This is a genomic window from Methylobacterium sp. ARG-1 (assembly GCF_001262595.1).
Classification (GTDB): domain Bacteria; phylum Pseudomonadota; class Alphaproteobacteria; order Rhizobiales; family Beijerinckiaceae; genus Methylobacterium; species Methylobacterium brachiatum.
In genome coordinates this window covers 1-24214 of sequence record NZ_LHCD01000016.1, presented here as the reverse complement: position 1 = coordinate 24214, position 24214 = coordinate 1, and the positions used below count along the sequence as shown (strand labels likewise).

Here is a 24214-nt window from a genome sequence, read left to right as displayed (position 1 = left end):
TGTGCCCCGGTCCGGCGCCCTTGCCGACATGGTGCCGGTTTCCCCGGGTCGATCGCAATGACGATTTCTATTCGGGCCAGCGGGAAGGTCATTGATGAAGCGAAAATGCATAGCGCGCTTTATTGTACGCCGTCATATTGAAATCTGACTTCTCACGGGTCTAACAGTTGTTCGCGCGCGCGTCGGCGCGATGAACAATAAATCTATCGCCGTTGAAATCTGCACTTTTTCGCCATGATGTGACCAAGTTGTGACACCGCACACAGGCACGCATGGGTCCGGCAGCGCTTGCACCGACGGTCCTGCCCGGCCATGGTCCCGGCGCCCGGCGCAGACCGGTTCCAGGGAAGGATGAGGAGTCGCGGCGATGAAGCTCTTCCGGCACGGCCCGAGCGGCGACGAGAAGCCCGGCCTCATGGATGCGCAGGGGGGCCTGCGCGATCTGTCGACCATCGTGCGCGACATTGCCGGCCCGGCGCTGGCGCCCGAATCGCTCGCCCGGCTGCGCGCCCTCGATACCGAGAAGCTGCCGAAGCTGCCGGACGACGTGCGGCTCGGCCCCTGCGTCGGCGGCACCCGCAACGTCGTCGCGATCGGTCTCAACTTCGCCGACCACGCCGCCGAGACCGGCTCGCCGATCCCGGCCGAGCCGATCATCTTCAACAAGGCGCCGTCCAGCCTGTGCGGGCCGAACGACACGGTGATCATCCCCAAGGGCTCGGCCAAGACTGACTGGGAGGTGGAACTCGCCGTGGTCATCGGCCGCCGGGCGAGCTACGTCCACGCCAACGAGGCGCTGAACTACGTGGCGGGCGCCTGCATCTGCAACGACGTCTCCGAGCGCGAGTGGCAGCTGGAGCGCGGCCCGACCTGGACCAAGGGCAAGAGCGCGCCGACCTTCGGGCCGCTGGGGCCCTGGCTGGTGACGCTCGACGAGATCCCCGACCTCAAGAACCTCGCCATGAGCCTCGACGTGAACGGCGAGCGCCGCCAGACCGGCTCGACCGCGACCATGATCTTCGACGTGCCCCAGCTCGTCGCCTACGCGTCGCATTTCATGCTGCTGGAGCCCGGGGACGTGATCACCACCGGGACCCCGCCCGGCGTCGGCCTGGGCATGAAGCCGCCGCGCTACCTCAAGGCCGGTGACGAGATGGTCCTGCGCATTGAGCGCCTGGGCGAGCAGCGCCAGAAGGTCATCGCCTTCGACGACTGGACCGCCAAGGTCTCGGCCGGCGAGCCGACGCACTGACGCAGGCGCCGCCGCCTCCGCACCGGATGGCGGCGGCCCGCAGGGCGCTTGATTTTGGCCACCGATCCCACTCAAGAAGACAACATGAGCCAAGCCGCCGACCCGCACGCCTCCGATTTTCGCCACGACTGGAGCGTGGCCGAGATCCGCGCGATCCACGATTTGCCGTTGCTTGATCTGGTGTATCGGGCCGCAGGCGTGCATCGGGCCCACAACGACCCCAGCGACGTCCAGCGCGCGAGCCTGCTCTCGATCAAGACGGGCGCCTGCCCGGAGGATTGCGGCTACTGCTCGCAATCGGCCCACCACAAGGGCACCGGTCTGCCGCGCCAGCGCCTGATGCCGGTGGAGACAGTGCTGGCCGAAGCCGCGGCCGCGAAGGCCAACGGCGCGACCCGCTTCTGCATGGGCGCGGCCTGGCGCAGCCCGCGGGACGGCGCGGAATTCGACTCCGTGCTCGACATGGTGCGGGGCGTGCGCGGTCTCGGGATGGAGGCCTGCGTCACGCTGGGCATGCTGACCGCCAGCCAGGCCGAGCGCCTGGCCGAGGCGGGGCTCACCGCCTACAACCACAACCTCGATACCGGGCCGGACTATTACGACAAGATCGTCTCGACCCGCACCTACGAGGACCGCCTGAATACCCTGGAGCGGGTCCGCGAGGCCGGCATCGGCGTCTGCTGCGGCGGCATCATCGGCCTCGGCGAGGGAGTCGGCGACCGGGTCGCGATGCTGCAGGTGCTGGCCAACCACGCGCCGCACCCGGAGAGCGTGCCGATCAACGCCCTGGCCGCCGTCCCCGGCACGCCGCTCGGCGACACGGCCACGCCGGTCGATCCGTTCGACATGGTGCGGATGTGCGCCACCGCCCGCATCGTCATGCCCAAGGCCCGGGTCCGCCTGAGCGCCGGGCGCAAGGCCCTGAGCCGAGAGGCGCAGGCCCTGTGCTTCCTCGCCGGGGCCAACTCGATCTTCTACGGCGAGCGCCTGCTCACCACCGCCAACAACGAGGCGGATTCCGACGCGGCCCTGCTGCAGGATCTCGGCATCCGGGTCGCCGAGCCGATCCTCGCCGCGGCAGAATAGGGTCTCACGCTTCCGCCAGCACGATCCGGAACCGGGCCCCGCCCTCGCCCGGATCGAGGGTCAGGCTGCCGCCGTTGATGCCGATCAGCTCGGCGGCGATCGGCAGGCCGAGGCCGGTGCCGCCCGAGCGCGCCGAGCCCTGGAACGGCGAGAACAAGTTCTCCCGGGCCCGCGCCGGCAGGCCCGGGCCGTTATCGGTCACCAGGATGGTCACCCGGCCCGGCTCCTCGCGGGTGGCGGCGACCCGAACCTCGGCGTCGGGCATTCCGGCGCCGTCGAGCGCCTGGACCGCGTTGCGGACCAGGTTGGCGAGCGCCCGGGCAAGCTGCTCCGGATCGGCCTGGACGCGACATTCGCCGGCCGCCACGCTCACGCGAACGGGATGCGACGCGAGCGCGGCGAGATCCGGCAACTCGGCGAAGAGCGGGGCCAGCGGCGTGCAGCTTAACGTCGGCGCGCGTTCGGAGACGCGCCCGTAGGCCAGGCTCGCTTCGCAGAACCGGATCGCCCGGGCGATGGCCGCGACCAGCCGCGGCGCCACCCGCTGGACCATCGGGTCGGCGGTATCCTCCAGCCGATCGCCCAGGAGTTGCGCGCCGGTCAGGAGGTTGCGCAGCTCGTGGCTGACCTTGCTGACCGCGAGCCCCAGCTCGGCGAGGCGCCGCTTCTGGCGGAGCTGATCGGCCAGGATCCGCTGCATCCGCCCGAGCGCCAGTTCCGCCTGGCCGATCTCGTCGCGGCGGCGGGACGGCGCGATGATCCGGCCGGCATCCTCCGGGTTCTCCGCGAAGGCGGTGATGCTGGTGGCCAGCCGCCTCACCGGGCGCACGATCAGCACTTGCAGGACCACGAAGACCAGCCCGGCCGCGGAGGCCGCGATGATCAGCGAGGAGACCAGCAGCCGCAGGGCGTAGTCGATCATCGCGGCGCGCAGGGGCGCCTCGTCGAGCAGGACCTCGACCCGGTCGAAGCCGATGCCCCCCTCCCCGATCACCCGGATCGGTTCACGCACCGGCGCGACCAGGGTCCGCCAGGCGCCCCGAATGGTCGACCAGGCGGTGACGTCGCGCAGGTCGACGGTGTCGGCGACCGTCTCGGGCACCGGCTCGATAGCGAGCAGCCGCTGGGCGCCGCCGCCCCGCACCGCGATCGCCCGGGCGTTGACCCCGGCGAGCAGCCGGCTCTCCACCGCCTCCGAGACCGGCTCGCCGGTGCGGCCGTCGAGGACCAGGGCGGCGACCTGCGCGGCCGCGACCCGGTCCGACATCCACTCGACCCGATAATTGGCGACCGCCGGCACGTAGGTGAGTACCTCCGCCACCACCACGAAGGCGACGGTGACCAGGAACAGCCGGCCGGACAGGCCCAGGCGCGCCGGGGGCCGCTCGGGCACCTCGCGCGACGCGGCGACCGCGGCGGTCGCCGCAGCCGCGACCGTGTCGGATTCGACGGCCACGCTCATCACGCTCCGACCTGGCATTGCGGCGGGCGGGCGACGTAGGGATCATGAAAGCTCGAGCCGTTTCCGGCCTTCGCGCGGGACATGTTCGGGGCGCCATCACTTCGAAGGCGGGAACACAGGCGCATTCCCGCGCGCACTATACGAGCACGATGACGCTGAGGTTGCATGTACCTTGGAACACCTCGAAGAACGTCCACGGCCAAGCGGGCGGGCACGTGGGCGGGCACCCAGAGCGGCGTTCCGTCCCGGCGTGCCGCTCAATCGCCCCTCAACCGCTTCGGAACCGTCGGCTCAGCACCATGCTGCCCAGAGCGAAGACCGCCAGCATTCCCAGGCCCCCCACCATCTTGGGCGTGATCAGTGCCCGCAGGGTCAGGGCCTCGTCGCAGCCGGGGGCACCGGAGGCCAGGCAGGCGGCCCGGGCGGCCTCGTGGGCGGCGACCACGTCGTCGATCCCGGCGCCGGTGGTGGCGTAGACCAGGGCGCCCGGCAGGAGGCCCAGGAAGGTCGCCAGCACGAAGACCCGCATCTTCACCCCACAGGCGGCCGGCGCGAGGTTCGTCATCCAGAACGGGAACAGCGGCAGCAGCCGCATCACCGCGATGTAGCCGAAGGCGTCGCGCCGGAACCCGTCCGTGAAGGCGGCGAGCCGCGTCCCGCCCATCCGGCGCAGTAGGTCGGCCCCGGGTCCTTTGCCGATGGCGAAGACGATCGCCGCCCCCGTGGTGGCGGCGCAAACCGCTGTCAGCGCACCCGGCACAATCCCGAACAGGAAGCCGCAGATCATGGTGAGGATCAGCGTGGCCGGCACCGAGACCACCACGGCGGCGACGTAGACCAGGTAGGCGGCCACTAGGGCGCGCGCGTATCCGGCCTCGACGAAGTCGTGCAGCCAGGCCCGCGAGGCGAGCAGCCGGTCGAGGCTCAGGAGCTGCGCGACCCCGGAGACCAGCACGATCGCCGAGATGCACAGCAACAGCCCCAGCGGCAGCCAGCGCCGCAGCCGCTTCCAGCGCCCCTCCGGGACGGACGCGAGCCCGGCGTCGCTCACCCGGGCTTGCGCATCCGCAGGATCTTGAAGAAGCCGCCCGGGAAGGTCGGCTTCAGCCCCAGCACCTCGACGCCGTTGCGCCGGGCCCAGGCCTCGATCCGGGTAGCCTTGAAGTCCGACGACCAACCGATCTTGGTGCAGAGCGGGGCAACGACCTCCTCGACCCGGGCCAGCGGCCCGTCGCTCTGCCCGAAATGGTTGGCGAGCACGATGCCGCCACCGGGCCGGACCACCCGCAGGAACTCGGACATCGCGGCCTCGGGGTCGGGTACCAGGGTGATCAGGAACTGCGCCACCACGGCATCGAAGCTCGCATCGGCGTAGCCGAGATGGCAGACATCCATCACCTGCAGGCCCTTCACGTGGGACAGGTTCCGGCGCTTCACCTTGGCGCGGGCGCGCTTAAGCATGTCCTCGGAGAGGTCGACCCCGCAGACGAAGCTCGCCTTCGGGTAATAGCCGAGCGCCAGCCCGGTGCCGACGCCGGCCTCCAGGATCCGCGGCCCGTGCTCGGCCGCGGCCTCGACTGCGGCCCGGGCCGCGGGCTCGGTCAGCTTGTCGTAGACCACGTCGTAGACGGGGGCCCAGCGGGCATAGGCCTTGCGCATCAGGGCCGTGCTCGGCCCGGCCATCTGCGGCTCGCTCAGCATCGTTCAGACTATCCAGAAAGTGAGATCAGGCGGCTTCTCGGGGCCGGGCCGACAACGCGTCGACCCGGCGGATGGTGCCGCCGCCCAGCACCCGGGCCCGGGGGCCGTCGTCGCCGTAGATCGCGCAGGCCTGGCCCGGGGACACGCCGTCCTCGGGTTCGGTCAGCACGACCTCGGCGGTGCCGTCCGGCCCGATGGTCAGCGTGGCCGGGCGCGGCGGCCGGGTCGAGCGCACGCGGACGGCCACTTGCAGGTCGCGCACCGACTCGGCCGGGCCCTCGCCCAGCCAGTTCAGGTCCGAGAGGCGGATGCGGGTCGTCGCCAGCGCCGTGCGCGGGCCGACCACCACCCGGGCGGTGTCCGGCTCCAGGCGCACGACGTAGAGCGGCTCGGCCCCCGACAGGCCGAGGCCCCGGCGCTGGCCGACCGTGTAATGGACGATGCCCTCGTGCCGGCCGAGGACGTGGCCGGCGAGGTCGACGATCTCGCCGGGCCGGGCCGCGTCCGGGCGCAAGCGGGCGATCACGTCGCTGTAGCGGCCCTGGGGCACGAAGCAGATATCCTGGCTGTCCGGCTTCTCGGCCAGCGACAGGCCGAGATCCTTGGCGAGCGCCCGGGTCTCCGTCTTGGACATCTCGCCCAGCGGAAAGCGCAGGAACGCGAGCTGCTCGGCCGTGGTCGCGTAGAGGAAGTAGCTCTGGTCCCGGGCCGGATCGAGGGCGCGATGCAGCGTCCGGCCGCCGCCGGGCAGGGCCCGGCTCGCCACGTAATGCCCGGTCGCTAGGGCGTCGGCGTCGAGGTCCCGGGCCAGCCCGAGCAGATCGCGGAACTTCACCGTGCGATTGCACTCGACGCAGGGGATCGGCGTTTCGCCGGCGAGGTAGCTCTCGGCGAACTTCTCGATCACCGCGTCGCGGAACCGGTCCTCGTAGTCGAGGACGTAATGCGGGATGCCGAGATGCTGGGCGGCCGCGCGCGCATCGTTGATGTCCTGGCCGGCGCAGCACGCGCCCTTGCGATGGGTCGCGGCGCCGTGGTCGTAAAGCTGGAGCGTGACCCCGACCACGTCGAAGCCCTGTCGCTTCAGCAGCCCCGCGACCACGGAGGAATCGACGCCGCCCGACATGGCGACGACGACGCGCGTCTCGTGGGCTGGCTTAGGAAGGTCGAGGGCGTTCATCGCACGGGTCCGCCGCCGCCGGCTGAAAGGCGTTTCGGCTGCACGGCCCGTCTATAGCGGGAGTTCGGCCGGCTTTCCAGGGTGGGGTTTCCTGGACGCCTGCGATGGCACCGCATCGCGCCGTGCGGGGCAGGAAACGCCCCCCGCGCTGTCATTCCGGGTCGCCGCAGGCGAGCCCGGATTCCAGAACCACCGGCAGTGCAAGAGCTTGGCGCCTCGGGATCCCGGGCTACGCTGCGCGGCCGCAGGATGATGGGGCGTGGCGGAACCGGTCTAGCCGGAGTCTGTCGAATAGGACTGAGCTTTTCGCGATGGAGCAAGAAGAGTCTTCCAGCCTGTGTCACCCCTAGCGCGTGCAGGAGAGGGCACTTGGCCACACCCGGGGTTGCGTAGGCTCATCAGACTCCGCTGGAATCAACCTTCGTATCGCTGACGTCTGTGCTTCACCCTGCAACCGGATCTAGACGCTCGGAGCCCGGCAAATCCTGCCTGGCGCGCGGCAGGTTCGGCCCCGGGGGAAGCCCAGCCCTACACTCACCATAAGAAAAAACGTTTTGGTTCAGCCGCTTACCGGGACACTTCGATGGCCTGGCCCTTGCTCGATCCGCAGCGAGAGGAGCCTCACCATGGCGAGCGGCGCAGCGGATCGGTTGGATGTCAGCGGGTGGATTCCGGCCGCTCGCACATCATCCACCACGCGATCGAGCTGGGATGCGGCGGGCGTGGCGGCCCGGGCGGGCGACTCATCGCAGGACCGCTTCGGCGCGGCGCTGAGCGCGGCGCGGGCCCGGGATGATGCGGCGGCGAGCCGCGCCCGCGTGGACGCCCGGCGCGATCAGGCCGATGCGGCCCGCACCGCCTCGGAGCGCGCTCGGGATGCAAGCGACACAGCCAAGGCGCGCGCCGCCGCCCGTCCGGAGGCCCGACCCACCAATCCCGCGAGGCTGGCAGAAGCCCGCACCCAGGCTCCGAGCCTGCCGCCGGCCGAGGCGCGGCCCGCCAAACCAATGAGCCGCCCCGAAACGCAGGGTCCGGCGAAACCGTCGGATCCCACCCCCGCCGCTGGCCCTGGCCGGACCACCGATCCGACGGCGCAGCCGGCCTCTGCCGATGCCGCCGGCACGCCCGTGCGGGACGCTCCGTCTGACGCGACGACCCTCGATGCGGCCAAGACCGACGCGGCTGCAGCCGATCCGGCCGCAGCCGAGACCGCGCAGGCCGAGGCGGTGCCGAGCGAGGTGCCGGCCCAGGCCCCGCTTCAGCCGACGGCGCCGGCCGTCCCCGGCACGGTGCAGGCCCTGCTGGCCGAGCTGATCAAGGGCGCTCCCGTCCAGACCAAGGTGGTCGATGGGCAGGACGGCGAAGTCGGGGTGACCAGCACCGCCGCGTCGGGGACGGCGCTCGCGGACACCTCGGCTGTCGCGGCGGAAGCGGCAGGCGGGAAACCCGGCCTCGCCATGATCGGGGCCAAGACCGGCGCGGCGCCGACGGCGAAGGGCTCGGGCCCTGGCGCGAACCCGGTCGAGGCGGTCAAAGCCGGCGAGGCCGATCCCGCGGGCGCGGAAGCGGCGTCGGGCATGCAGGCCGGCCAGGATTTCCTCGCCGCCCTGGCGGATGCCGGGAAAGGCGGCGCGTCGGCCGGCCTGCTGGCGCCCGCCCCGGCCTCGCCTCAGGGCGGCCCGGACCCGTCCGCCCTCGCCCCGCAGGCAGCAGTCGGGACCAGTCCCGGCGTGACGCACGCCGCTGCGCCCGCTCCGAATCCGACGCAGACCCGGCCGGATCCGGCGGTGCCGATCGGCCAGGTCCCGATGACCATCGGGCTGCGCTCGCTCGCCGGGTCGAGCGAGTTCCAGATCCGGCTCGATCCCGCCGAGCTCGGGCGGATCGACGTCAAGCTCGAGATCGACAAGGCCCGCGGCGCGGTGACGACCCATCTGGTCGTCGAGCGGCCCGAGACCCTGGCGATGCTCCAGCGCGACGCCGGCCAGCTGCAGCAGGCTTTGTCCCAGGCCGGGCTCGACCCGTCCGGGGGCGGCCTCAACCTGTCGCTGCGCAGCGACGGCAACGCCCAGGGCGGCGCGGGCGGCGGCCAGGGCGACGCGCCTCGGAACGGCCAGGCCGCCTGGGCGCAGGATCGGGCCGAGGCGCCCCAGGAAACCGCACCGACGCGCTGGCTGCGCGGCTACGGCGGTCTCGACATCCGAATCTAGCGCGATGCGCGACCGCATCGAACCATCACCCGTCCGGGCTGTCCGCCCCGACGCGCCACGGGAGCGAGCCGCATGACCTCCGGCATATCCGGCGTTACCAACACATCATCCACAGCGACGAGCGTCAGCGGCAATGCCAGCGAGATCGCCGGCAACTTCACGCAGTTCCTGACGCTGCTGACCACGCAGCTCAAGAACCAGAACCCGCTCGACCCGATGGACACCAACCAGTTCACCCAGCAGCTGGTCCAATTCGCGGGCGTCGAGCAGCAGCTCAAGTCCAACGACCGCCTCGACAGCATCCTGACCGCATCGAAATCGGCAAGCTCGGCCTCGGCCACGAGCTATATCGGCAAGAGCATCACGGCCGACGGTAGCAGCTCGCAGCTCTCCAACGGCTCGGCCTCCTGGACGCTGACGCCCGCCCGGGCGGCCCCCAAGGCGGTGGTGACGATCCTTGATTCGAAGAACAACGTGGTGGCGACGCAGACCACGTCGCTCACGGCCGGCAGCCAGACCTACAGCTGGAACGGCAAGACCTCGGCGGGCCTGACCGCACCCGACGGCACCTATTCGATCAAGGTCTCGGCCGCCGACACGACCGGGACGAACGTTGCCGTGGACACCCAGCTGAACGGGACCGTGGACTCGGTCGACCTCAGCGGCACGGCGCCGGTCCTGATGATCGGCTCTCAGAAAGTCCCGCTCAGCAGCGTTCAAAGCATAGGGTTGTCCACAAGTGGCACCTGACGAATCATATCCGAGTGATCCGCTTCAACATCTCTTAAGCGGGCGCAAGTACCTTCAACGCTCGACAGGTCAGTCGAGTGTAGAGCGTATCATGACCGAACCCAGCCGCCCGAGAGTCAAATACGTGATCGGGCCCGACGGCAGTCCTCTGACCATCGCGGATCTTCCGCCGCCGAGCACCCGCCGATGGGTGATCCGGCGCAAGGCAGAGGTCGTCGCCGCCGTGCGCGGTGGCCTCCTCAGTCTCGAGGAGGCGTGCAAGCGCTACACCTTGACCACCGAGGAATTTCTGAGCTGGCAGTTCTCCATCGACCAGCACGGCCTGGCCGGGCTGCGGACGACCCGGATCCAGCATTACCGGCACTGAGCCGCGATCGCGCCGTACGGCCCGATCCCCGGAAACGACACCGTCCGAAGCCGCGTCCGCATCCCGGATGCGGCTTCGTTCCGTTCCGGGACCCAACTTTACGCCCGTCCCGCGCCCGGCATTAACGCCCCGCTAACCATGGGCTGGGCAATTTCTGCCGGGCGGGGCGTCGGGCTCCGTCAGCGTCAGAGTGCAGCGAACCGCCCGTGAAGCCGGTCCTCGATCTCGTCACGAAGCTCGGACCGGCCCGGATCGCCGCCATGGCGGCGGTGACGCTGACCCTGATCGGCTTCTTCGCGTTCATCATCCTGCGGGTGTCGCGGCCCGATATGGGCGTGCTGTTCTCCGACCTGTCGATGCAGGATTCGGCCGCCGTGATCCGCGAGCTCGACAGCCGCGGCATCCGCTACGAGTCGAAGGGCGATACCGGCCAGACCATCATGGCGCCCCGGGCCGACCTCGCCCGGCTGCGCATGGATCTGGCCGGCAAGGGACTGCCGGTCCAGGCCGGCGTCGGCTACGAAATCTTCGATAAGGGCGACGCGTTCTCGTCCACCAACTTCGTCCAGAACGTGAACCACCTGCGCGCCCTGGAGGGCGAGCTCGCCCGCTCGATCCGGGCGATCGGTCGGGTCCAGGCGGCCCGCGTTCACCTGGTCCTGCCCGAGCGGCGCCTGTTCGAGCGCGACCGGGAGAGTCCGAGCGCGGCGATCGTACTGAAGCTGATGGGTGAGCTCGATGCCGGGCAGGTCCGGGCGATCCGCCACCTGGCGGCCTCCGCCGTGGAGGGCCTGAAGCCCGAGCGGGTCTCGATCGTCGACGAGCGCGGGCGCTTGCTCGCCGACGGCGCCAAGGACGCCGACCCCAACGGCGCCAGCGGCTTCGAGGACCGGCAGATCGGCCTGGAGCGGCGCCTGCGCGGCCAGATCGAGGACGTGGTGGCCGGCATCGTCGGCCCGGGCCGCGCCCGGGTCCAGGTGAATGCCGAGCTGGACCTCAACCGGGTCGAGAGCCGCTCCGAGACCTTCGACCCGGAGAGCCGGGTCGTGCGTTCGGCCCAGACCCGGACCGAATCCGCCGTCACCGGCAATGCCGACGGCCAGGTCACCGTCGGCAACGAGCTGCCCGGCGCCAATGGCGGCGACAAGCCGCCGGCCCCGAAGGACGCGACCAACAAGAACGAAGAGACCACCAACTACGAGATCTCGCGAGTCACCAAGACCGAGATCGCCGAGGGCGGCCGGATCAAGCGCCTGTCGGTCGCCGTGGTGGTCGACGGCGTCTACGCCACCGCCCCCGACGGCAAGCAGACCTACGCGCCCCGCCCACCGGCCGAGATCGAGCGGATCACCGCCCTGGTCCGCAGCGCGGTCGGCTTCGACAAGGCCCGCGGCGACCAGCTCGAGGTGGTGAACCTGCGCTTCGCCGAGGCGCCGAGCGTGCCGCAGTTCAGCGAGCCGACCCTGATCCAGTCGCTCCTGGCGCCGACCAAGGACGACGTCCTGCGCATGGCCGAGCTCTCGGTTCTGGCGCTGCTGACGCTGATCGTCCTGCTCACGGTGGTGCGCCCGCTGGTGCGGCAGGTCCTGGCGCCGGTGCCGGCCGCCCCGGCTCTGGCCGGCCCCGCGACCCTCGCCGAGGCGGCCGCCGCCGCGGCCTCGGGTGCCGCGGTCACCATGATCGAGCGCGACAACCCGACGGCCCGGTTGATGGAGTTCGCCAAGATCAACGGCCAGATCCAGGCCGACACGGTCCAGCGCGTCGTCGACATGGTCCGGGCGAGCCCGGCCGAGACCGTCGAGGTGCTGCGCACCTGGATCCAGGAAGAGTAGCGCGTCGAGGATCGGGGACGAACGATGGCGGCAGGACTGGCGGCGAATCTGACGAGCGAGGGCAACAGCGCCTTCGCGGCGATGCCCGGCCCGCAGCGCGCGGCCGCGCTGCTGCTCATGCTCGGCGAGGCCGAGGGCGCGCCGATCTGGCAGATGCTGGAGGAGGACGAGGTCAAGAAGGTCAGCCACGCGATGGTCCAGCTCGGCACGCTGGAGGTCGCCACCGTCGAGAAGCTGATCATCGAGTTCGTGACGAAGCTCAGCAACAGCGGCGGCATCTCGTCGAACTTCGAGCGCACCGAGGCGCTGCTGCTGAAGATCTTCCCGTCCGATCAGGTCTCGCTGATCATGGCCGAGATCAAGGGCGCGTCGGGCAAGCGCGTCTGGGCCTCGATCGCCCAGGTCGATCCGGAGATCCTGGCCTCGTTCCTGCGCAACGAGTACCCGCAGACCGTGGCGGTGGTGCTGTCGCGGGTGCGGGCCGACTACGCCGCCAAGGTGCTCACCATCCTGCCCGAGGAATTCGCGATCGACGTCCTGAACCGGATGCTCCGCATGGAGACGGTGCAGAAGGAGGCCTTGCGCCACATCGAGGAGACCCTGCGGGTCGAGTTCGTCTCGACCATCGCCCAGACCCAGCGCCGCGACGCCCACGAGATGATGGCGGACGTGTTCAACGCCTTCGACCGGCAGACCGAGGGCCGGTTCCTCGCCGCCCTCGACCAGGCCAATCGCGGCTCGGCCAAGCGCATCCGCGAGTTGATGTTCACCTTCGAGGATCTGCTGAAGCTCGACCCGGGCAGCGTCCAGACCCTGCTGCGCGGTATCGACAATGAAACCCTGTGCCGGGCCCTGAAGGGCGCCAACGAGCCGACCCGGGCCTTCTTCATGCGGCAGATGTCGACCCGCGCGGCCAAGAATCTGACGGACGAGATGTCCTCGCTCGGGCCGGTCCGCCTCAAGGAGGTCGACGAGGCGCAGGCGAAGATGACCGAGATCGCGAAGGATCTGGCCGAGAAGGGTGAGATCATGATCGCCAAGAACAGCGCCGAGGAGGAGCTGGTCTATTGAACGTCTCGTCTCCCCAGATCGCGAAGCCGTTCCTGTTCGAGACCGACTTCCGCAGCCCGCGCCCGAGCGCGGCGGCCCAGCGCGCCGCCGAGGCGGCCGCCCGCGCGGAAGTCGAAGCCCATGCCCGCGGCGTGCAGGAGGGCCTGGTCCAGGCCGAGGCCCGGATCCAGGGCCGGCTCGCCGACGCGCTGAGCCACCTGGCCCAGGCGGCCACCGCCCTCCTCGCCCGGGCCGACGCGCACGATGCCGCGCGCGACGCGCAGGCGGTCGAGGTCGCGATGCTGATCGCCCGCAAGGTCGCCGGGGAGGCGCTCGATGCCGCCCCGCTCGCCAGCATCGGCGAGGCCGCCCGCACGGCGCTCCAGCACCTGCGCGGCGTGCCCCATCTCGTGGTCCGCGTGCATGACGGCCTCGTCGAGGACGCCGAGGCGCTGGTGAAGACGCTCGCCCGCGAGCGCGGCTACGAGGGCCGCCTCGTGGTGCTGGGCGATCCCGACATGCAGGCGGGCGACGCCCGCATCGAATGGGCCGACGGCGGAATCGTGCGCGAGCGTGCCCGCATCGAGGCCGCCGTCGCCGACGCCCTCGGCCTGCCCCCGACCCCGTAAGGAGCCCGGATGTCCGACGATTTCAGCCTGCCCCAGCTCGGCGACAACGATCCCGACTACGCCGCGGGCTCGATCCGGGACGCGCCTACCACCCCGAAGACCGCCGCCGACCTCGAGCAGTTGTTCGACGTGCCCGTGATGGTCTCAGCGGTGCTCGGCTCCTCTCGGATGCCGATCGGCGACCTGCTCCGCCTCGCCCCCGGCGCGGTGCTCGAACTCGACCGGAAGGTCGGCGAGGCGATCGACGTCTTCGTCAACAACCGGCTCGTCGCCCGCGGCGAGGTCGTCCTCGTCGAGGACCGGCTCGGGGTGACGATGACCGAGATCGTCAAGGGCGAATAGTTTTCTGGACCTGTGCCGGTAGCGCCCGCCCCGCTGAGGCGGCGCCCCATCGGCGCCACGACGTTTGAGAAGGACGAACCATGCGGCTCCTGATGATCGGGCGGCTCAACGGCGAGCTGATCACCGCCTCCAAGATCGCGATGCGGCGCGGCGCCTCCGTCACGCAGGCGGACGCAATCCCGCAGGGCCTCAATGTCCTGCGCGCCAAGGGCGCCGACCTGATCATGATCGACGTGTCGCTGGCGGTGCGCGACCTCGTCGACGCCCTGGAGGCCGAGCGCATCCGCACCCCGGTGGTGGCCTGCGGCGTCTCGGCCGACGCCCAGACCGCGGTCGCGGCGATCCGGGCCGGCGCCAAGGAATACATCCCGCTCCCGCCCGATCCCGAGCTGATCGCTGCGGTGCTCGAGGCGGTCGCCTCCGACCGCGCGGCCTTCGTCTGGCGCGATCCGTCGATGGAGCGGGTGGTCAAGCTCGCCGAGCAGGTCGCCCCGTCCGAGGCCTCGGTGCTGATCACCGGTGAGAGCGGCACCGGCAAGGAGGTGCTGGCGCGCCACGTCCACCTGAAGTCGAACCGGGCCAGCAAGCCATTCGTCTCGGTCAATTGCGCGGCGATCCCCGAGGCCCTGCTCGAATCCGAACTGTTCGGCCACGAGAAGGGCGCGTTCACCGGCGCGGTCGCCCGCCGCATCGGCCGGTTCGAGGAGGCCAATGGCGGCACGCTCCTGCTCGACGAGATCTCCGAGATGGATGTGCGCCTGCAGTCGAAGCTGCTGCGCGCCCTCCAGGAGCGGGTGATCGACCGGGTCGGCGGCACCGCCCCGGTGCGAGTCGATATCCGCGTGCTCGCGACCTCGAACCGCAACCTGATGGACGAGGTCCGCAAGGGCACGTTCCGGGAGGACCTGTTCTACCGGCTCAACGTCGTCTCGCTGAAGCTGCCGGCCCTGCGCGACAGGCCGGCCGACATCCTGGAACTCGCGGCCCATTTCGCGCGGAAATACGCCGAGGTGAACGGCGTGCCGGCCCGCCCGCTCAGCGCCGAGGCGCGGGCGCTGGTGCTGAAGAACCCCTGGCGCGGCAACGTCCGCGAGCTGGAGAATACGCTGCACCGGGCGGTGCTGCTGGCCTCCGGCCCCGAAATCGGCCCCGACGCGATCCTGTCCCCGGATGGCGAGTCGATCGCAACGGCGGGCCCGGCCGGCCGCGCCGTCCAGGCCGCCGAAGCCGCCACCCGCGGGCTTGTCGGCCGGACCGTGGCGCAGGTCGAGTGCGACCTGATCCTCGACACCCTCGACCATTGCCTCGGCAACCGCACCCATGCGGCTAAGATCCTCGGCATCTCGATCCGCACCCTGCGCAACAAGCTCAACGAGTACGTCTCGGCCGGCCTCGACGTGGCCGAGCCCGGCGCCGTCCGGGCGAGCGCGGCCTACGGGTAGGGCAGGCTATCAGCAGCGCTCGCAACGGCGATCACCGTCCTTGCGAGCACAGCGATGACGCCATAGCGGAACGTCCCGGGCCGGGGCCACGTCAGTGCCCGTTGCGGGACGCCTTGTTGGCCTCGTTCTGGGCCGCGAAGGCCGCGTCGAGCTTGCGCAGGGATTCGTAGCGGGCGACGTCGCCCTCGACGTCGCGGATCGTCTCCTCGACGAGGTGGCGCTGAAGCGCGACGCGCGGGTCGTCGGGGGGCAGCGCCTCGCGCTCCTGCAGGCGGAGCACGGCCTGCCGCACCACGGTGTAGACCGCTTCGCGCTCCGCCCGGCTCATCGAGGGCTGGATCGCCTTCGCGACGAGATCGGAGAAATCCGACATGGAGTGTTAGACTTCGCTCATCGATCGGGAGAGGCCCGAGGTGCAGGGCCGTCTCCCTCTACAGACCGCGCGGCGCGGGATCCAGACCCCGCAGCGCCGGCTCACATCCGCTGGTCGCGGATGCCGGCGATCAGAAGCGAGGACGAGCTCCAGAGCACGAAGAAGCAGAAGAACGCCACGATCAGGGTATGGCCCCGCTCGGGGTAGAGGCTGTCGGTCGGCAGGACCGGCGGCACGAAGGTCGCCAGGAAGATGTGCTGCTTGCTGGCCGAGATCCGGGCCCGGTCGAGCAGCATGTTGGCCGATTCCTCGAGCTTCTCGGCGATGGTCCGCTCGACCAGCAGGCCCTCGTACTGGAGCAGCGCCTCGGTCAGGTTGGCGCCGCCGCCCGCGGCCGCGCCGGCATTGGTCAGCTCGTCCTGCAGCGTCTTCATCTGCTGGTCGATGGCCGCGATGTTCGCAACCAGCGTCTGGATCGAGCGCGAGCGCTCATCCAGGTTCGAGCTGCGCAGGACCTGAAGATCAGTCTCGAGCTTGAGCCTCTCCTTGCGCAGGAGCGTCAGCGTGGTGAGCGTCCCTTCGGCGGTCTTGATCGGGTCGATCACACCCCACTGGTTCCGGAAGCTCTGCACCCCAAGATGGGCTTTGCGCAGGCGCTCCTGGGCCACCGTCGCGTCCGCCTGGGCCTGCTTGACCATATCGGCCTGGGCGCGCTTCGAGATGTCGTTGATCAGCGCCTCGGCCCGGCTCACCACCTCGCGGGCGATGGTCAGGGCGTCCTCCGGCGTGAAGGCGCGCACCGACAGGCGGATCACGCCCGAGATCGAGTCGATATGCGCGTCGACGTGTTTGCGCCAATACTTAGTCAGGTCCTCGATCGGGTCGCTCGGATCGAACCGGGCCCAGAAATCCGCCTCGGATCGGGAGAACATCTTCGAGATGCCGATGCTCTTTTCCAGCGCCTCCACCAGCGTCTGGCTGGCGATATAGTCGCGGACGATGAAGCTGTCCTGGCTGTTGTGCTTCTGAATCAGGTTCGTGTACTGACCGAGCGAGATGTTCTCCATCGGCTCGACGTTGCCGCGCACCGCGAACTGAGCCTCGGCGATGTACTGGTTGGAGGCGAAGGCGAACAGGTACAGGCCGACCACCAGGGTCGGCAGCAGCACGAACATCCCGACGCGGCGGATAATCCGCGCACCGTAGCTCGACGTGTCCTCCCGGCGACGGCCGAGGCCGGGCAGCCGCGTCCAGTCGAGGCGCTCGCGCGCCGCGGCCACCAGCGCCCGGGCGCCGCGCTTCTCCGGCACCGGACGGATCGTCTCCGCGCCGTGACGCAGCTCGGTCATCGTCGATGGGGCGAACGTCACGAGTTCGCTTTCGCGCGTGTCGTCCTTGACGTCGTCGAAGCTCATCCGCTCACTGTTCCTGGGTCTGCGCCGGATCCGCCACCGCGAAACCGGCCGGAGGACGGCCCGTGCGCAGCGCCGAAATCCCGTTCTTTTCGGCCCTTTTTAAGGCACCGCCCCCAGCCGCTGCTGCACCGCGGCGACGGGCAACGTAGCCGGCCTCGGTATCGCGCCGTACAATCTCCCGATGATGACACTCCCTCGCGTCGCCCCCGAATCCGGAGACCGCCCGGCCGGTCGCCCGGCCCGGACCCAGTCGGCCAAGACCAAGATCGCCGAGGTGGTGGTGGTCTGCACCAAATGCGCCAAGCGCCAGGGGCTGCGCCCGCGCGAAATCCGGGCGCTCCTGAAGGGTGCGGCCAAGCAGGCGGTCAGGGACGGGCTGCTCACCGGGCGGACCAAGCTCTGCATCGTCGAGTCGGGCTGCCTCGGGCCCTGCCCAAAACGCGCGGTGGCGGTGGCCACGGGCGCGAGCCTGGCGGAGGGCCGCGTCGTCCTGCTCGATCCCGATGCCGCCCCCCAGGAAACCCTCGCCGCCGTGCTGCGCCCCGTGCTACCGCGGCGGCGCGCCCCCGAATTCGGCCCCAATACATCCCTAGCGGCGGTGCCACCTGCCGAATCGCCGCCGGCTGCTTGACTGGCGCAACCTGGAGCGCTCGCCCTTGCCCGCCATCTGGCGCACCTCATCCGCGGGACGGTCGTGAGCGGCGGCCGCCCCCCCCGGACCCACCGGATCGGCCTCGCCGTGCTGCGCCGGTTGCCCCTGATCGGCACGCTGATCGGCCTCGGCCTGGCGGTCTGGCTCGTGGCGACCAACGATCTCTCGGCAGTGGCCGCGGCGTTCGGGCGGATCGGGCTCGTGGGCTTTGCCGGCGTGACGCTGGTCCGCGCCCTCGTGGTGCTGGCCTGCGGCTTCGCCTGGGCGCGCATCCTCGACGGGCTGTCGCCCGCCCCGGCCTCGGCTTGCCTGATCCTGCGCTTCGTGCGCGAGGGCATCAACGTGCTGCTGCCGGTGGCCTCGGTCGGCGGCGACGTGCTCGGGGCGCGGCTCCTGACCTTCTGGGGCGTGACCGGCACCCTGGCGGCGGCCTCGGTGCTCGCCGACATGCTGTTCCAGGTCGGCACGCTGGCGCTGTTTGCCGCCCTCGGCGCCAGCCTGCTGAGCCAGGTCGAGGGCCCGGCCGCCGCCGAACTCGCCCATTGGACCCTGCGGACCCTCGCGGTGGCCGGCCTGGCGGTGGCGGCCTTCTTCGCCTTCCAGCGCACCGGGATCGTGCGCGTGGTCGAGGACCGCATCGCGGCTCTGGGACGGCGCTTCGTGCGCGAGACGGAGGCCCGCCCGGAGCCGCCCCAGCGGATCCAGGGAGCGCTCGACACGGTCTGGGCGGCGGAACGGCGTGGCCGGCTCGTCCAGTCCTTCGCCCTGCACGCGCTCGCCTGGCTGCTCGGCGCCGCCGAGGTCGCGGTCGTGCTCACCTGCATCGGCGTCGAGAGCATCAACCTGTCGGAGATCCTGGTGATCGAGGCGCTGAGCCAGGCGATCAAGGCCGCGGCCTTCCTGGTGCCGAGTGGGCTCGGCGTGCAGGAGGGCGGTCTCGTCCTGGTCTGCGGCCTGTTCGGGATCGATGCCGGCACGGCGATCGCCCTCTCGCTCGCCCGGCGCGTCCCCGATGTCGTCCTCGGCCTGCCGGCGCTGCTGGTCTGGCAGAACCTCGAGGCGCGGCGCACGGGCGTGCGCCCGGCCACACCCAGCTGCGACCGCCCGTGACCGCGATGCTCGTGACGACGAACGCGCCGACAGGCCGCCCGGTGGTGACCCTCCACGTCCCGATCCTCGCCGCGCTGATCGGCACCCTGCTGAGTGCCGGACCGGCCCTGGCCCAGAGCCTCAGCGTCGATCTCGGCGCGGGCGGGACCACCGAGCGGGCGCTCCAGCTCGTCGCGCTGATCACCGTCCTGGCGGTGGCGCCCTCGGTGCTGGTGATGGCCACCGCCTTCACGCGGATCGTCGTCGTGCTGTCGATCTTGCGCTCGGCGCTCGGCACCCAGACGGCACCGCCGACCGCGGTGATCGTCAGCCTGGCGCTGTTCCTGACCGCCTTCGTGATGGCCCCCACCGGCCGGGCCGCCTACAGCGCCGGGATCGAGCCCTTGGTCGCCGGCCGGATCACCCAGGCCCAGGCCTTCGAGCGGGCCTCGGCGCCGTTCAAGACGTTCATGCTCAAGAACGTGCGTGAGAAGGACCTGAAGTTGTTCCTCGATCTGGCCAAGGTGCCGGTGCCGAAGGGGCCGGAGGATGTCGGCCTCGAGATTGTAACCCCGGCCTTCATGATCTCGGAGCTGCGCCGCGCCTTCGAGATCGGGTTCCTGCTATTCATCCCGTTCCTGATCATCGACCTCGTGGTCGCGTCGGTGCTGATGGCGGTGGGCATGATGATGGTGCCGCCCGCCACCGTCGCCCTGCCGTTCAAACTGATCTTCTTCGTGCTGGTCGACGGCTGGACCTTGGTGGCCGGATCGCTGGTCCAGAGCTACGGCGGATAGATTCACTTAGGCAAGTCTATAGAGTTTCGAATAGCATTTTAACTCAGGTTTAGCAAACTCTCGCTAACAGAGTGCATGTTCTTCATGCGCCACTACATTCGCGATCGAGGAGGGGCGGCAGCGGTTGAGTTCGCGCTGGTCGCGATGCTGTTCATCCTGAGCCTTCTATTCATCATGACCGTGGCCACGATCCTGTTCATCAATCAGGCGCTGGACTACGCCACGACCCGCGCGGCCCGACAGATTCTCACCGGCGCCGCCCAGGCGAACGCCCTCGATCAGGCCAGCTTCAAGGCCTCGCTGTGCAGCAACCTGCCGGCGACGCTGAAATGCAGCAACCTCATCGTCAACCTGTACGTGGTGCCGCCCGGAAGCTCATCCAGCGGTTACTACACCTACGTGAAGTCCGACCTCAGCGGCCTGGCGATCCCACCGCTGACCCCGGGTTCCGGCCAGTACACCCTCGGCACGCGCGGGCAGTTCCAGTATCTCCTGGTGATCTATCCGATCACCTTCCTGCCCTCCGCCTTCGCGTCGATGCTCGGCGGCGGCGCGACCTTCAACGGTGCCCCGGCCTACCTGACGGTCTCGACGGCGGCGTTCCGCAACGAGCTGTTCTGATGGCGCCCGGGATGCGTGGAGCATCGTCCCGTAAGGTGCGCCCCGGCTTCCGGGATGATGCGGCTCGACAGGCTCGCGCAGCGTGTCGGCTCCGGGCGGTGCGCTTCCTGCGGGACAGGCGGGCGGTCTCGGCGATCGAGTTCGCGCTGATCCTGCCGGTGCTGCTGATCCTGATGCTCGCCGGGACCCAGCTCGTCACCTACGTCAATGCCAGCCGCAAGGTCGGGCTGGTCGCCCAGTCGATCAGCCAGATGATCTCCCAGGCGATGCCGCCTGCGGGCTCGACGGTGGCGACCGTCAACGCCACCGACCTGCATTTCAGCTTCGATTCCGCGCTCGTCCTGTTCCCGTACCTGATGAAGGACGGGCCGCGGCAGGGCCTGCAATGGTGGCAGGACATCGCCATTACCTACGCCGCCGTGGCGTTCACCCAGACGGCGTCGAACTGCACCGGCGGCGACCTGAGCGCCTGCTACATGGGTGCCGTCGTGTGGACGAGTTCGGGAACGACCGGGGGGAATTACCGGCCTTGCGCGGTCCCCCAGCTCCCGGCTGCCGATACCGCTCCGCCGAGCCGCACGACGCTGCCGCGCTCGGTGTTCGGGCCCGGCTCGATCGTCGTGGTCGACGTGGTCTTCAACTTCAAGCCGACTTTCGGCGCGCGGTTCATCCCCGCGGTGCGGATCGCCCGCTCGATGTACGTGCAGCCGCGCTACGCCACGCTGGTCAATTTCGACCCGGCGGGCAACGATGGGATCGCCGTGAAATGCCCGGGCTTCTGAACCGCGCGCGCCGCCTCGTCGCCCGGGCGGCATCCATCGCCGGCGCGCGCTCCGGCAACGTGACGATCCTGTTCGCCCTGAGCCTGCTGCCGATGGTCGGCCTGATCGGCTACGGGGTCGATTACGGCGTGGCGATCACCGACAAGGCCAAGCTCGACGCCGCCGCGGACGCGGCCGCCATCGCCGCGGTGGCGACCGCCAAGGCCTACATCGCCGCCAATCCGGGCCAGGCGAACGTCACCGCCAACGCCATCGCGGCCGGTGTCGCCCAGGCCTCGAAAGCCTTCACGGTCAATGCCGGCACCGTGCCGTTCGCCCAGGTGCAGCTTCAGACGCCGCAACTGGTGCGGACCAGCCAGACGCTCAGGTCGACGGTCATCTACAGCGCCACGGTGAAGAACAATTTCGGCCAGATCTTCTGGAGCCCGACCACGACCTTCTCCAACACGGTCACGGCCTCGGCCGACCTCGCGAGCTATCTCGATTTTTACCTGCTGCTGGACGTGTCGGGCTCCATGGGCCTGCCGGCGACGACGACCGGGATGAGCAAGCTTGCAAGCCAGAACAACGACATGAGTAACGACTACAAGCAGGGCTGCCAGTTCGCCTGCCATTACCCGGGCAACAACGGCTGGAACTTGGCCGCCGGCAAGATCCAGTTGCGCTCGGACGCCGTCAACAACGCGGTCTGCTCGCTGATCCAGCGGGCCGCCAATCCGTCCGTGACCAGTCAGTATCGCGTCGGCCTGTACCCGTTCATCAACCAGCTGGGCACGCTGGCCGACATCAACAGCTCGATCGCGACCCTGAACACCGCCGCCCAATGCGCCCAGTCCTGGCCCCTCGCCCTGACCAGCCTGCTCGATACCGGAACGACCCAGCTCTACACGAATAACGATCCGAGCACCGGCATCGGCTCCGGCGGCACGCATTTCGAGGTCGTCCTGCCGCAGATGAAGACCACCATCACCAATGCCGGCGGGTTCGGCGACGGCTCCAGCATCAGCGCCCGCAAGCCCTTCGTGTTCCTGATCACCGACGGGATGCAGAACGGCCAGCACTATTATATTTACAAGAACAACAAGTACTACTACCCGGGCAACCCATCCAAGTTCTCGGGCTACGGCAGCGCCGGCTTCGATACGTCGACGCCCTCGCAGATCGATCCGTCGCTCTGTACTGCGCTGAAGAGTGCCGGGGCAACGATTTCGATCCTGTACATCCCCTACAACATCATCAGCTTCAAAGATTACGGCGGGATCGTCGCCGGGGAGAACAAGAAGGTGAATGCCTTCAGCCCGACCCTGGCGACGCCCCTACAGAATTGCGCCTCGCCGGGGTATTTCTACACGGCCAACAGCCCGGACGACATCACGAGCGCCCTCACCGCGATGTTCGACAAGGCCCTGCAGGTCGCGCGGCTGACGCAGTGAGGGCTGATTTCTCCAAGTCACCCTCACCGTCCTTGCGAGCGCAGCGAAGCAACTTAGGGAAGCGACACCTTCGGAGATCGCGCACCGGGCTGGGTTGCTTCGCTACGCTCGCAATGACGGGGGGAGCGATTGAGGACCAGGATCAGGCCTCGACGATGCGCACGTCCGAAAAGCCCTCGTCGCGTGTCGGCGGCTCGAACAGGCCCGCGACCGAGCGGATGCTCGCCTCCGGGACGATCCGGTCTGCCGGTCGCTGCCGGTTCCGCTCCAGGGCGATCGCGAGGGGCACGCGGATCCAGATGGCCTCGACAGGAACGCCGTGGCGGCGCGCGATCGCGATGAGCGGCGCCCGGTGCCGCGCCCCCGGAAGGGCCGCATCGACATAGAGGCTGCCGGCATCCGGATCCTGGCCGGCGATCCAGCTCGACTTTCCCGCCCCTTGCAGGCCGCAGACGATCGCGACCCGCGCGATGCCACCGTGCGCCAGAGCCCGGTCCAGCGCCGCGTAGGCCAAGCGCCACGCCTCGGCGGTGCGCTCCGGCGTCCAGAGACGGCCAGATCCGGTCTCGAGGAAGCTGTCGGGGTCGATCACCAGGGCCATGGCGCGGCTCAGCCCGGCGGCGTGCCCGGGGTCTCGACGCTGCTTTGGCGCTCGGCCGCCGCCGCGCCGCGCTCGGGCAAGGCGGTCTCGGGGTAGCGCTTGCGGTACTCGGCCAGGAAGGCCGACAGGGTCTCGGCCTTGGTGGCGCGGGCCGCGATGGCGCGGAATTCCGGCGTCTTCGTCGGGTTGGCGCCGGTGAGCAGCGCGAAGCTGCGGGCGTCCGGGCTCTCGGCCATCGCCTCCGAGAACTTGGCCTTCAGCCGCTCCAGGCCTATCGCCTCGCCGGCAAGGTCGTAGGCGATCGCGGCGCGGATGGCGTCGGCCCGGGCCTGCTCATCCAGGGGCCGGCCGGCGCGCCAAGCGTCGCCCAGCAGCGCCTCGTGCGACTCGCCGGCCTCGCGCCAGCGGCGGGCGCCCCAGTAGATGTCGGCCCGCAGGCGCTCGATATCCGAGCCGGTCTCGCCCTCGATCGTCTCCAGGGCGAGGTCGGTGCGGGTGAGGTCAGACAGGGCGCGGGCCCGGACCAGGGCGCGGGCGCGGGTCAGCTCGCTGGGCAGCTCGGGCAGGTTGGTGGCGTCGAGCACCTGCAGCGCCCGCATCGGCTTGTCGTCCATCAGCCGGATCGTGGCGAGCCGGGCCGCCACGGCGGAGCGGGCCGGGCCGGTGAGCCGATTGTCGATCTGGTACTGGAGCAGGTCGGCGGCCGAATCCAGGAGGTCCAGCCCGACCAGCCGGTCGGCCAGCCGGCGCACCACCTCGTCGCCGCGCCGGCCGATCGGGGCCAGCTCGCGGAAGTCGAAATACAACGCCACCGCGTCGACCCCGGAGAGCGTGTCGCCCTTGTCGGTCAGGTAGAGGTTCTCAAAGGCGGTCCGCACCTCGCGGGCGAGCGCCTGGGTGGCCGGGTCGTTCGGCGCGTAGGCATTGGCCCGGCGCAGGACCGTGAAGGCGTCACGCCAGCGTCCGGCGCCGAGATAGAGCCGCGCCAGGCCGACCGAGATGCCGGTCTCGGTCGGGCCGCCGTGCCAGGTCATGGCCAGCCGCTCCAGCCGGTCCAGCGCCGCGTCCGGCTCGAGCTTGCCGGAGGCGCGGGCGAGCAGCGTGCCCCGCAGCTGCGCCTCGGCCGCCACCGGCCGCTGGCCGACCTG

24 protein-coding genes are annotated in these 24214 nt (G+C 70.1%); 16 read left to right on the top strand and 8 right to left on the bottom strand.

Annotated features, from left to right (window positions below):
• Positions 1 to 367: 367 nt before the first annotated feature.
• On the top strand, positions 368 to 1252 hold the full coding sequence (locus AKJ13_RS16430) for a fumarylacetoacetate hydrolase family protein (protein ID WP_050734321.1): 885 nt from the start codon (positions 368 to 370) through the stop codon (positions 1250 to 1252).
• A gap of 84 nt (positions 1253 to 1336) precedes the next feature.
• Positions 1337 to 2338, top strand: coding sequence for a biotin synthase BioB (gene bioB, locus AKJ13_RS16425; RefSeq protein ID WP_050734320.1), 1002 nt, complete (start codon positions 1337 to 1339; stop codon positions 2336 to 2338).
• A 4-nt stretch (positions 2339 to 2342) separates the two neighbouring features.
• Here bioB and AKJ13_RS16420 read toward each other — a convergent pair whose 3' ends face one another.
• The 4 genes from AKJ13_RS16420 to mnmA form a co-directional block, all read right to left on the bottom strand.
• Entirely contained in the window at positions 2343 to 3800 is a 1458-nt protein-coding gene (locus AKJ13_RS16420; protein ID WP_244471631.1) for a HAMP domain-containing sensor histidine kinase, read from the bottom strand.
• Positions 3801 to 4068: 268 nt separating this feature from the next.
• A complete protein-coding gene (locus AKJ13_RS16415; RefSeq protein ID WP_050734318.1) occupies positions 4069 to 4851 on the bottom strand; it encodes a VTT domain-containing protein in 783 nt (260 codons plus the stop codon).
• The gene (locus AKJ13_RS16410; protein ID WP_007569084.1) at positions 4848 to 5501 is read right to left on the bottom strand and encodes a class I SAM-dependent methyltransferase; all 654 of its coding nucleotides are present in this window, start codon (positions 5499 to 5501) and stop codon (positions 4848 to 4850) included. The genes AKJ13_RS16415 and AKJ13_RS16410 overlap by 4 nt, the downstream gene beginning before the upstream one ends.
• Positions 5502 to 5526: 25 nt before the next feature.
• Positions 5527 to 6681, bottom strand: a complete 1155-nt coding sequence (gene mnmA / locus AKJ13_RS16405) for a tRNA 2-thiouridine(34) synthase MnmA (protein WP_050734317.1) — start codon at positions 6679 to 6681, stop codon at positions 5527 to 5529.
• Between the two features lie 722 nt (positions 6682 to 7403).
• On the opposite strand from mnmA, the gene AKJ13_RS16400 reads away from it, so the two are divergent.
• The 8 genes from AKJ13_RS16400 to AKJ13_RS16365 all read left to right on the top strand — a co-directional run bounded on the left by AKJ13_RS16400 (position 7404) and on the right by AKJ13_RS16365 (position 15303).
• Positions 7404 to 8891, top strand: coding sequence for a flagellar hook-length control protein FliK (locus AKJ13_RS16400; RefSeq protein ID WP_244471630.1), 1488 nt, complete (start codon positions 7404 to 7406; stop codon positions 8889 to 8891).
• A 72-nt stretch (positions 8892 to 8963) separates the two neighbouring features.
• Entirely contained in the window at positions 8964 to 9641 is a 678-nt protein-coding gene (locus AKJ13_RS16395; RefSeq protein ID WP_007569079.1) for a flagellar hook capping FlgD N-terminal domain-containing protein, read from the top strand.
• Positions 9642 to 9732: 91 nt separating this feature from the next.
• The gene (locus AKJ13_RS16390) at positions 9733 to 10008 is read left to right on the top strand and encodes a DUF1153 domain-containing protein (protein WP_007569077.1); all 276 of its coding nucleotides are present in this window, start codon (positions 9733 to 9735) and stop codon (positions 10006 to 10008) included.
• Between the two features lie 206 nt (positions 10009 to 10214).
• Positions 10215 to 11840: a flagellar basal-body MS-ring/collar protein FliF gene (gene fliF, locus AKJ13_RS16385; protein ID WP_050734315.1), complete on the top strand. Its 1626-nt coding sequence runs from the start codon at positions 10215 to 10217 to the stop codon at positions 11838 to 11840.
• 24 nt (positions 11841 to 11864) lie between these two features.
• Positions 11865 to 12911 (top strand): flagellar motor switch protein FliG, encoded by a 1047-nt coding sequence (locus tag AKJ13_RS16380; protein WP_050734314.1) that lies wholly within the window; start codon positions 11865 to 11867, stop codon positions 12909 to 12911.
• Positions 12908 to 13519, top strand: coding sequence for a FliH/SctL family protein (locus AKJ13_RS16375; protein ID WP_200905648.1), 612 nt, complete (start codon positions 12908 to 12910; stop codon positions 13517 to 13519). Before AKJ13_RS16380 ends, AKJ13_RS16375 begins: the two co-directional genes overlap by 4 nt.
• Before the next feature lie 9 nt (positions 13520 to 13528).
• The gene (fliN, locus tag AKJ13_RS16370) at positions 13529 to 13861 is read left to right on the top strand and encodes a flagellar motor switch protein FliN (RefSeq protein WP_007569068.1); all 333 of its coding nucleotides are present in this window, start codon (positions 13529 to 13531) and stop codon (positions 13859 to 13861) included.
• An 80-nt stretch (positions 13862 to 13941) separates the two neighbouring features.
• Entirely contained in the window at positions 13942 to 15303 is a 1362-nt protein-coding gene (locus tag AKJ13_RS16365; RefSeq protein ID WP_050734313.1) for a sigma-54 dependent transcriptional regulator, read from the top strand.
• A 91-nt stretch (positions 15304 to 15394) separates the two neighbouring features.
• On the opposite strand, the gene AKJ13_RS16360 is transcribed toward AKJ13_RS16365, so the two are convergent.
• Positions 15395 to 15676: a hypothetical protein gene (locus tag AKJ13_RS16360; RefSeq protein WP_050734312.1), complete on the bottom strand. Its 282-nt coding sequence runs from the start codon at positions 15674 to 15676 to the stop codon at positions 15395 to 15397.
• Between the two features lie 101 nt (positions 15677 to 15777).
• The gene (locus AKJ13_RS16355; RefSeq protein WP_050734311.1) at positions 15778 to 17091 is read right to left on the bottom strand and encodes a capsule biosynthesis protein; all 1314 of its coding nucleotides are present in this window, start codon (positions 17089 to 17091) and stop codon (positions 15778 to 15780) included.
• A gap of 181 nt (positions 17092 to 17272) precedes the next feature.
• Between AKJ13_RS16355 and AKJ13_RS16350 the strand changes: the two genes are divergently transcribed.
• From AKJ13_RS16350 to AKJ13_RS16325, 6 genes are all read left to right on the top strand, one after another.
• Positions 17273 to 17722, top strand: coding sequence for a hypothetical protein (locus AKJ13_RS16350; protein WP_050734310.1), 450 nt, complete (start codon positions 17273 to 17275; stop codon positions 17720 to 17722).
• Between the two features lie 63 nt (positions 17723 to 17785).
• Positions 17786 to 18853: a flippase-like domain-containing protein gene (locus AKJ13_RS16345; RefSeq protein ID WP_050734309.1), complete on the top strand. Its 1068-nt coding sequence runs from the start codon at positions 17786 to 17788 to the stop codon at positions 18851 to 18853.
• Positions 18854 to 18858: 5 nt separating this feature from the next.
• Positions 18859 to 19629, top strand: a complete 771-nt coding sequence (gene fliP / locus AKJ13_RS16340; protein ID WP_050734379.1) for a flagellar type III secretion system pore protein FliP — start codon at positions 18859 to 18861, stop codon at positions 19627 to 19629.
• Between the two features lie 84 nt (positions 19630 to 19713).
• Positions 19714 to 20250, top strand: a complete 537-nt coding sequence (locus AKJ13_RS16335; protein ID WP_050734378.1) for a TadE/TadG family type IV pilus assembly protein — start codon at positions 19714 to 19716, stop codon at positions 20248 to 20250.
• Positions 20250 to 21032, top strand: coding sequence for a TadE/TadG family type IV pilus assembly protein (locus tag AKJ13_RS16330; RefSeq protein ID WP_050734308.1), 783 nt, complete (start codon positions 20250 to 20252; stop codon positions 21030 to 21032). The genes AKJ13_RS16335 and AKJ13_RS16330 overlap by 1 nt, the downstream gene beginning before the upstream one ends.
• The gene (locus AKJ13_RS16325) at positions 21017 to 22465 is read left to right on the top strand and encodes a pilus assembly protein TadG-related protein (RefSeq protein WP_050734307.1); all 1449 of its coding nucleotides are present in this window, start codon (positions 21017 to 21019) and stop codon (positions 22463 to 22465) included. Before AKJ13_RS16330 ends, AKJ13_RS16325 begins: the two co-directional genes overlap by 16 nt.
• Positions 22466 to 22607: 142 nt before the next feature.
• Here AKJ13_RS16325 and AKJ13_RS16320 read toward each other — a convergent pair whose 3' ends face one another.
• The gene (locus AKJ13_RS16320) at positions 22608 to 23066 is read right to left on the bottom strand and encodes an AAA family ATPase (protein ID WP_050734306.1); all 459 of its coding nucleotides are present in this window, start codon (positions 23064 to 23066) and stop codon (positions 22608 to 22610) included.
• Positions 23067 to 23074: 8 nt separating this feature from the next.
• Positions 23075 to 24214 (bottom strand): tetratricopeptide repeat protein (locus tag AKJ13_RS16315; RefSeq protein ID WP_144426278.1); only part of this gene is annotated, 1140 nt, incomplete at its 5' end.

Excerpts from the sequence above, each read along its gene's own strand:
- AKJ13_RS16430 (WP_050734321.1), top strand. The coding sequence starts at position 368 with ATGAAGCTCTTCCGGCACGGCCCGAGCGGCGACGAGAAGCCCGGCCTC.
- bioB (WP_050734320.1), top strand. The coding sequence starts at position 1,337 with ATGAGCCAAGCCGCCGACCCGCACGCCTCCGATTTTCGCCACGACTGG.
- AKJ13_RS16420 (WP_244471631.1), bottom strand. The coding sequence starts at position 3,800 with ATGAGCGTGGCCGTCGAATCCGACACGGTCGCGGCTGCGGCGACCGCC.
- AKJ13_RS16410 (WP_007569084.1), bottom strand. The coding sequence starts at position 5,501 with ATGCTGAGCGAGCCGCAGATGGCCGGGCCGAGCACGGCCCTGATGCGC.
- mnmA (WP_050734317.1), bottom strand. The coding sequence starts at position 6,681 with ATGAACGCCCTCGACCTTCCTAAGCCAGCCCACGAGACGCGCGTCGTC.
- AKJ13_RS16395 (WP_007569079.1), top strand. The coding sequence starts at position 8,964 with ATGACCTCCGGCATATCCGGCGTTACCAACACATCATCCACAGCGACG.
- AKJ13_RS16390 (WP_007569077.1), top strand. The coding sequence starts at position 9,733 with ATGACCGAACCCAGCCGCCCGAGAGTCAAATACGTGATCGGGCCCGAC.
- AKJ13_RS16380 (WP_050734314.1), top strand. The coding sequence starts at position 11,865 with ATGGCGGCAGGACTGGCGGCGAATCTGACGAGCGAGGGCAACAGCGCC.
- fliN (WP_007569068.1), top strand. The coding sequence starts at position 13,529 with ATGTCCGACGATTTCAGCCTGCCCCAGCTCGGCGACAACGATCCCGAC.
- AKJ13_RS16365 (WP_050734313.1), top strand. The coding sequence starts at position 13,942 with ATGCGGCTCCTGATGATCGGGCGGCTCAACGGCGAGCTGATCACCGCC.
- AKJ13_RS16360 (WP_050734312.1), bottom strand. The coding sequence starts at position 15,676 with ATGTCGGATTTCTCCGATCTCGTCGCGAAGGCGATCCAGCCCTCGATG.
- AKJ13_RS16355 (WP_050734311.1), bottom strand. The coding sequence starts at position 17,091 with ATGAGCTTCGACGACGTCAAGGACGACACGCGCGAAAGCGAACTCGTG.
- AKJ13_RS16350 (WP_050734310.1), top strand. The coding sequence starts at position 17,273 with ATGATGACACTCCCTCGCGTCGCCCCCGAATCCGGAGACCGCCCGGCC.
- fliP (WP_050734379.1), top strand. The coding sequence starts at position 18,859 with ATGCTCGTGACGACGAACGCGCCGACAGGCCGCCCGGTGGTGACCCTC.
- AKJ13_RS16335 (WP_050734378.1), top strand. The coding sequence starts at position 19,714 with ATGCGCCACTACATTCGCGATCGAGGAGGGGCGGCAGCGGTTGAGTTC.
- AKJ13_RS16330 (WP_050734308.1), top strand. The coding sequence starts at position 20,250 with ATGGCGCCCGGGATGCGTGGAGCATCGTCCCGTAAGGTGCGCCCCGGC.
- AKJ13_RS16325 (WP_050734307.1), top strand. The coding sequence starts at position 21,017 with ATGCCCGGGCTTCTGAACCGCGCGCGCCGCCTCGTCGCCCGGGCGGCA.
- AKJ13_RS16320 (WP_050734306.1), bottom strand. The coding sequence starts at position 23,066 with ATGGCCCTGGTGATCGACCCCGACAGCTTCCTCGAGACCGGATCTGGC.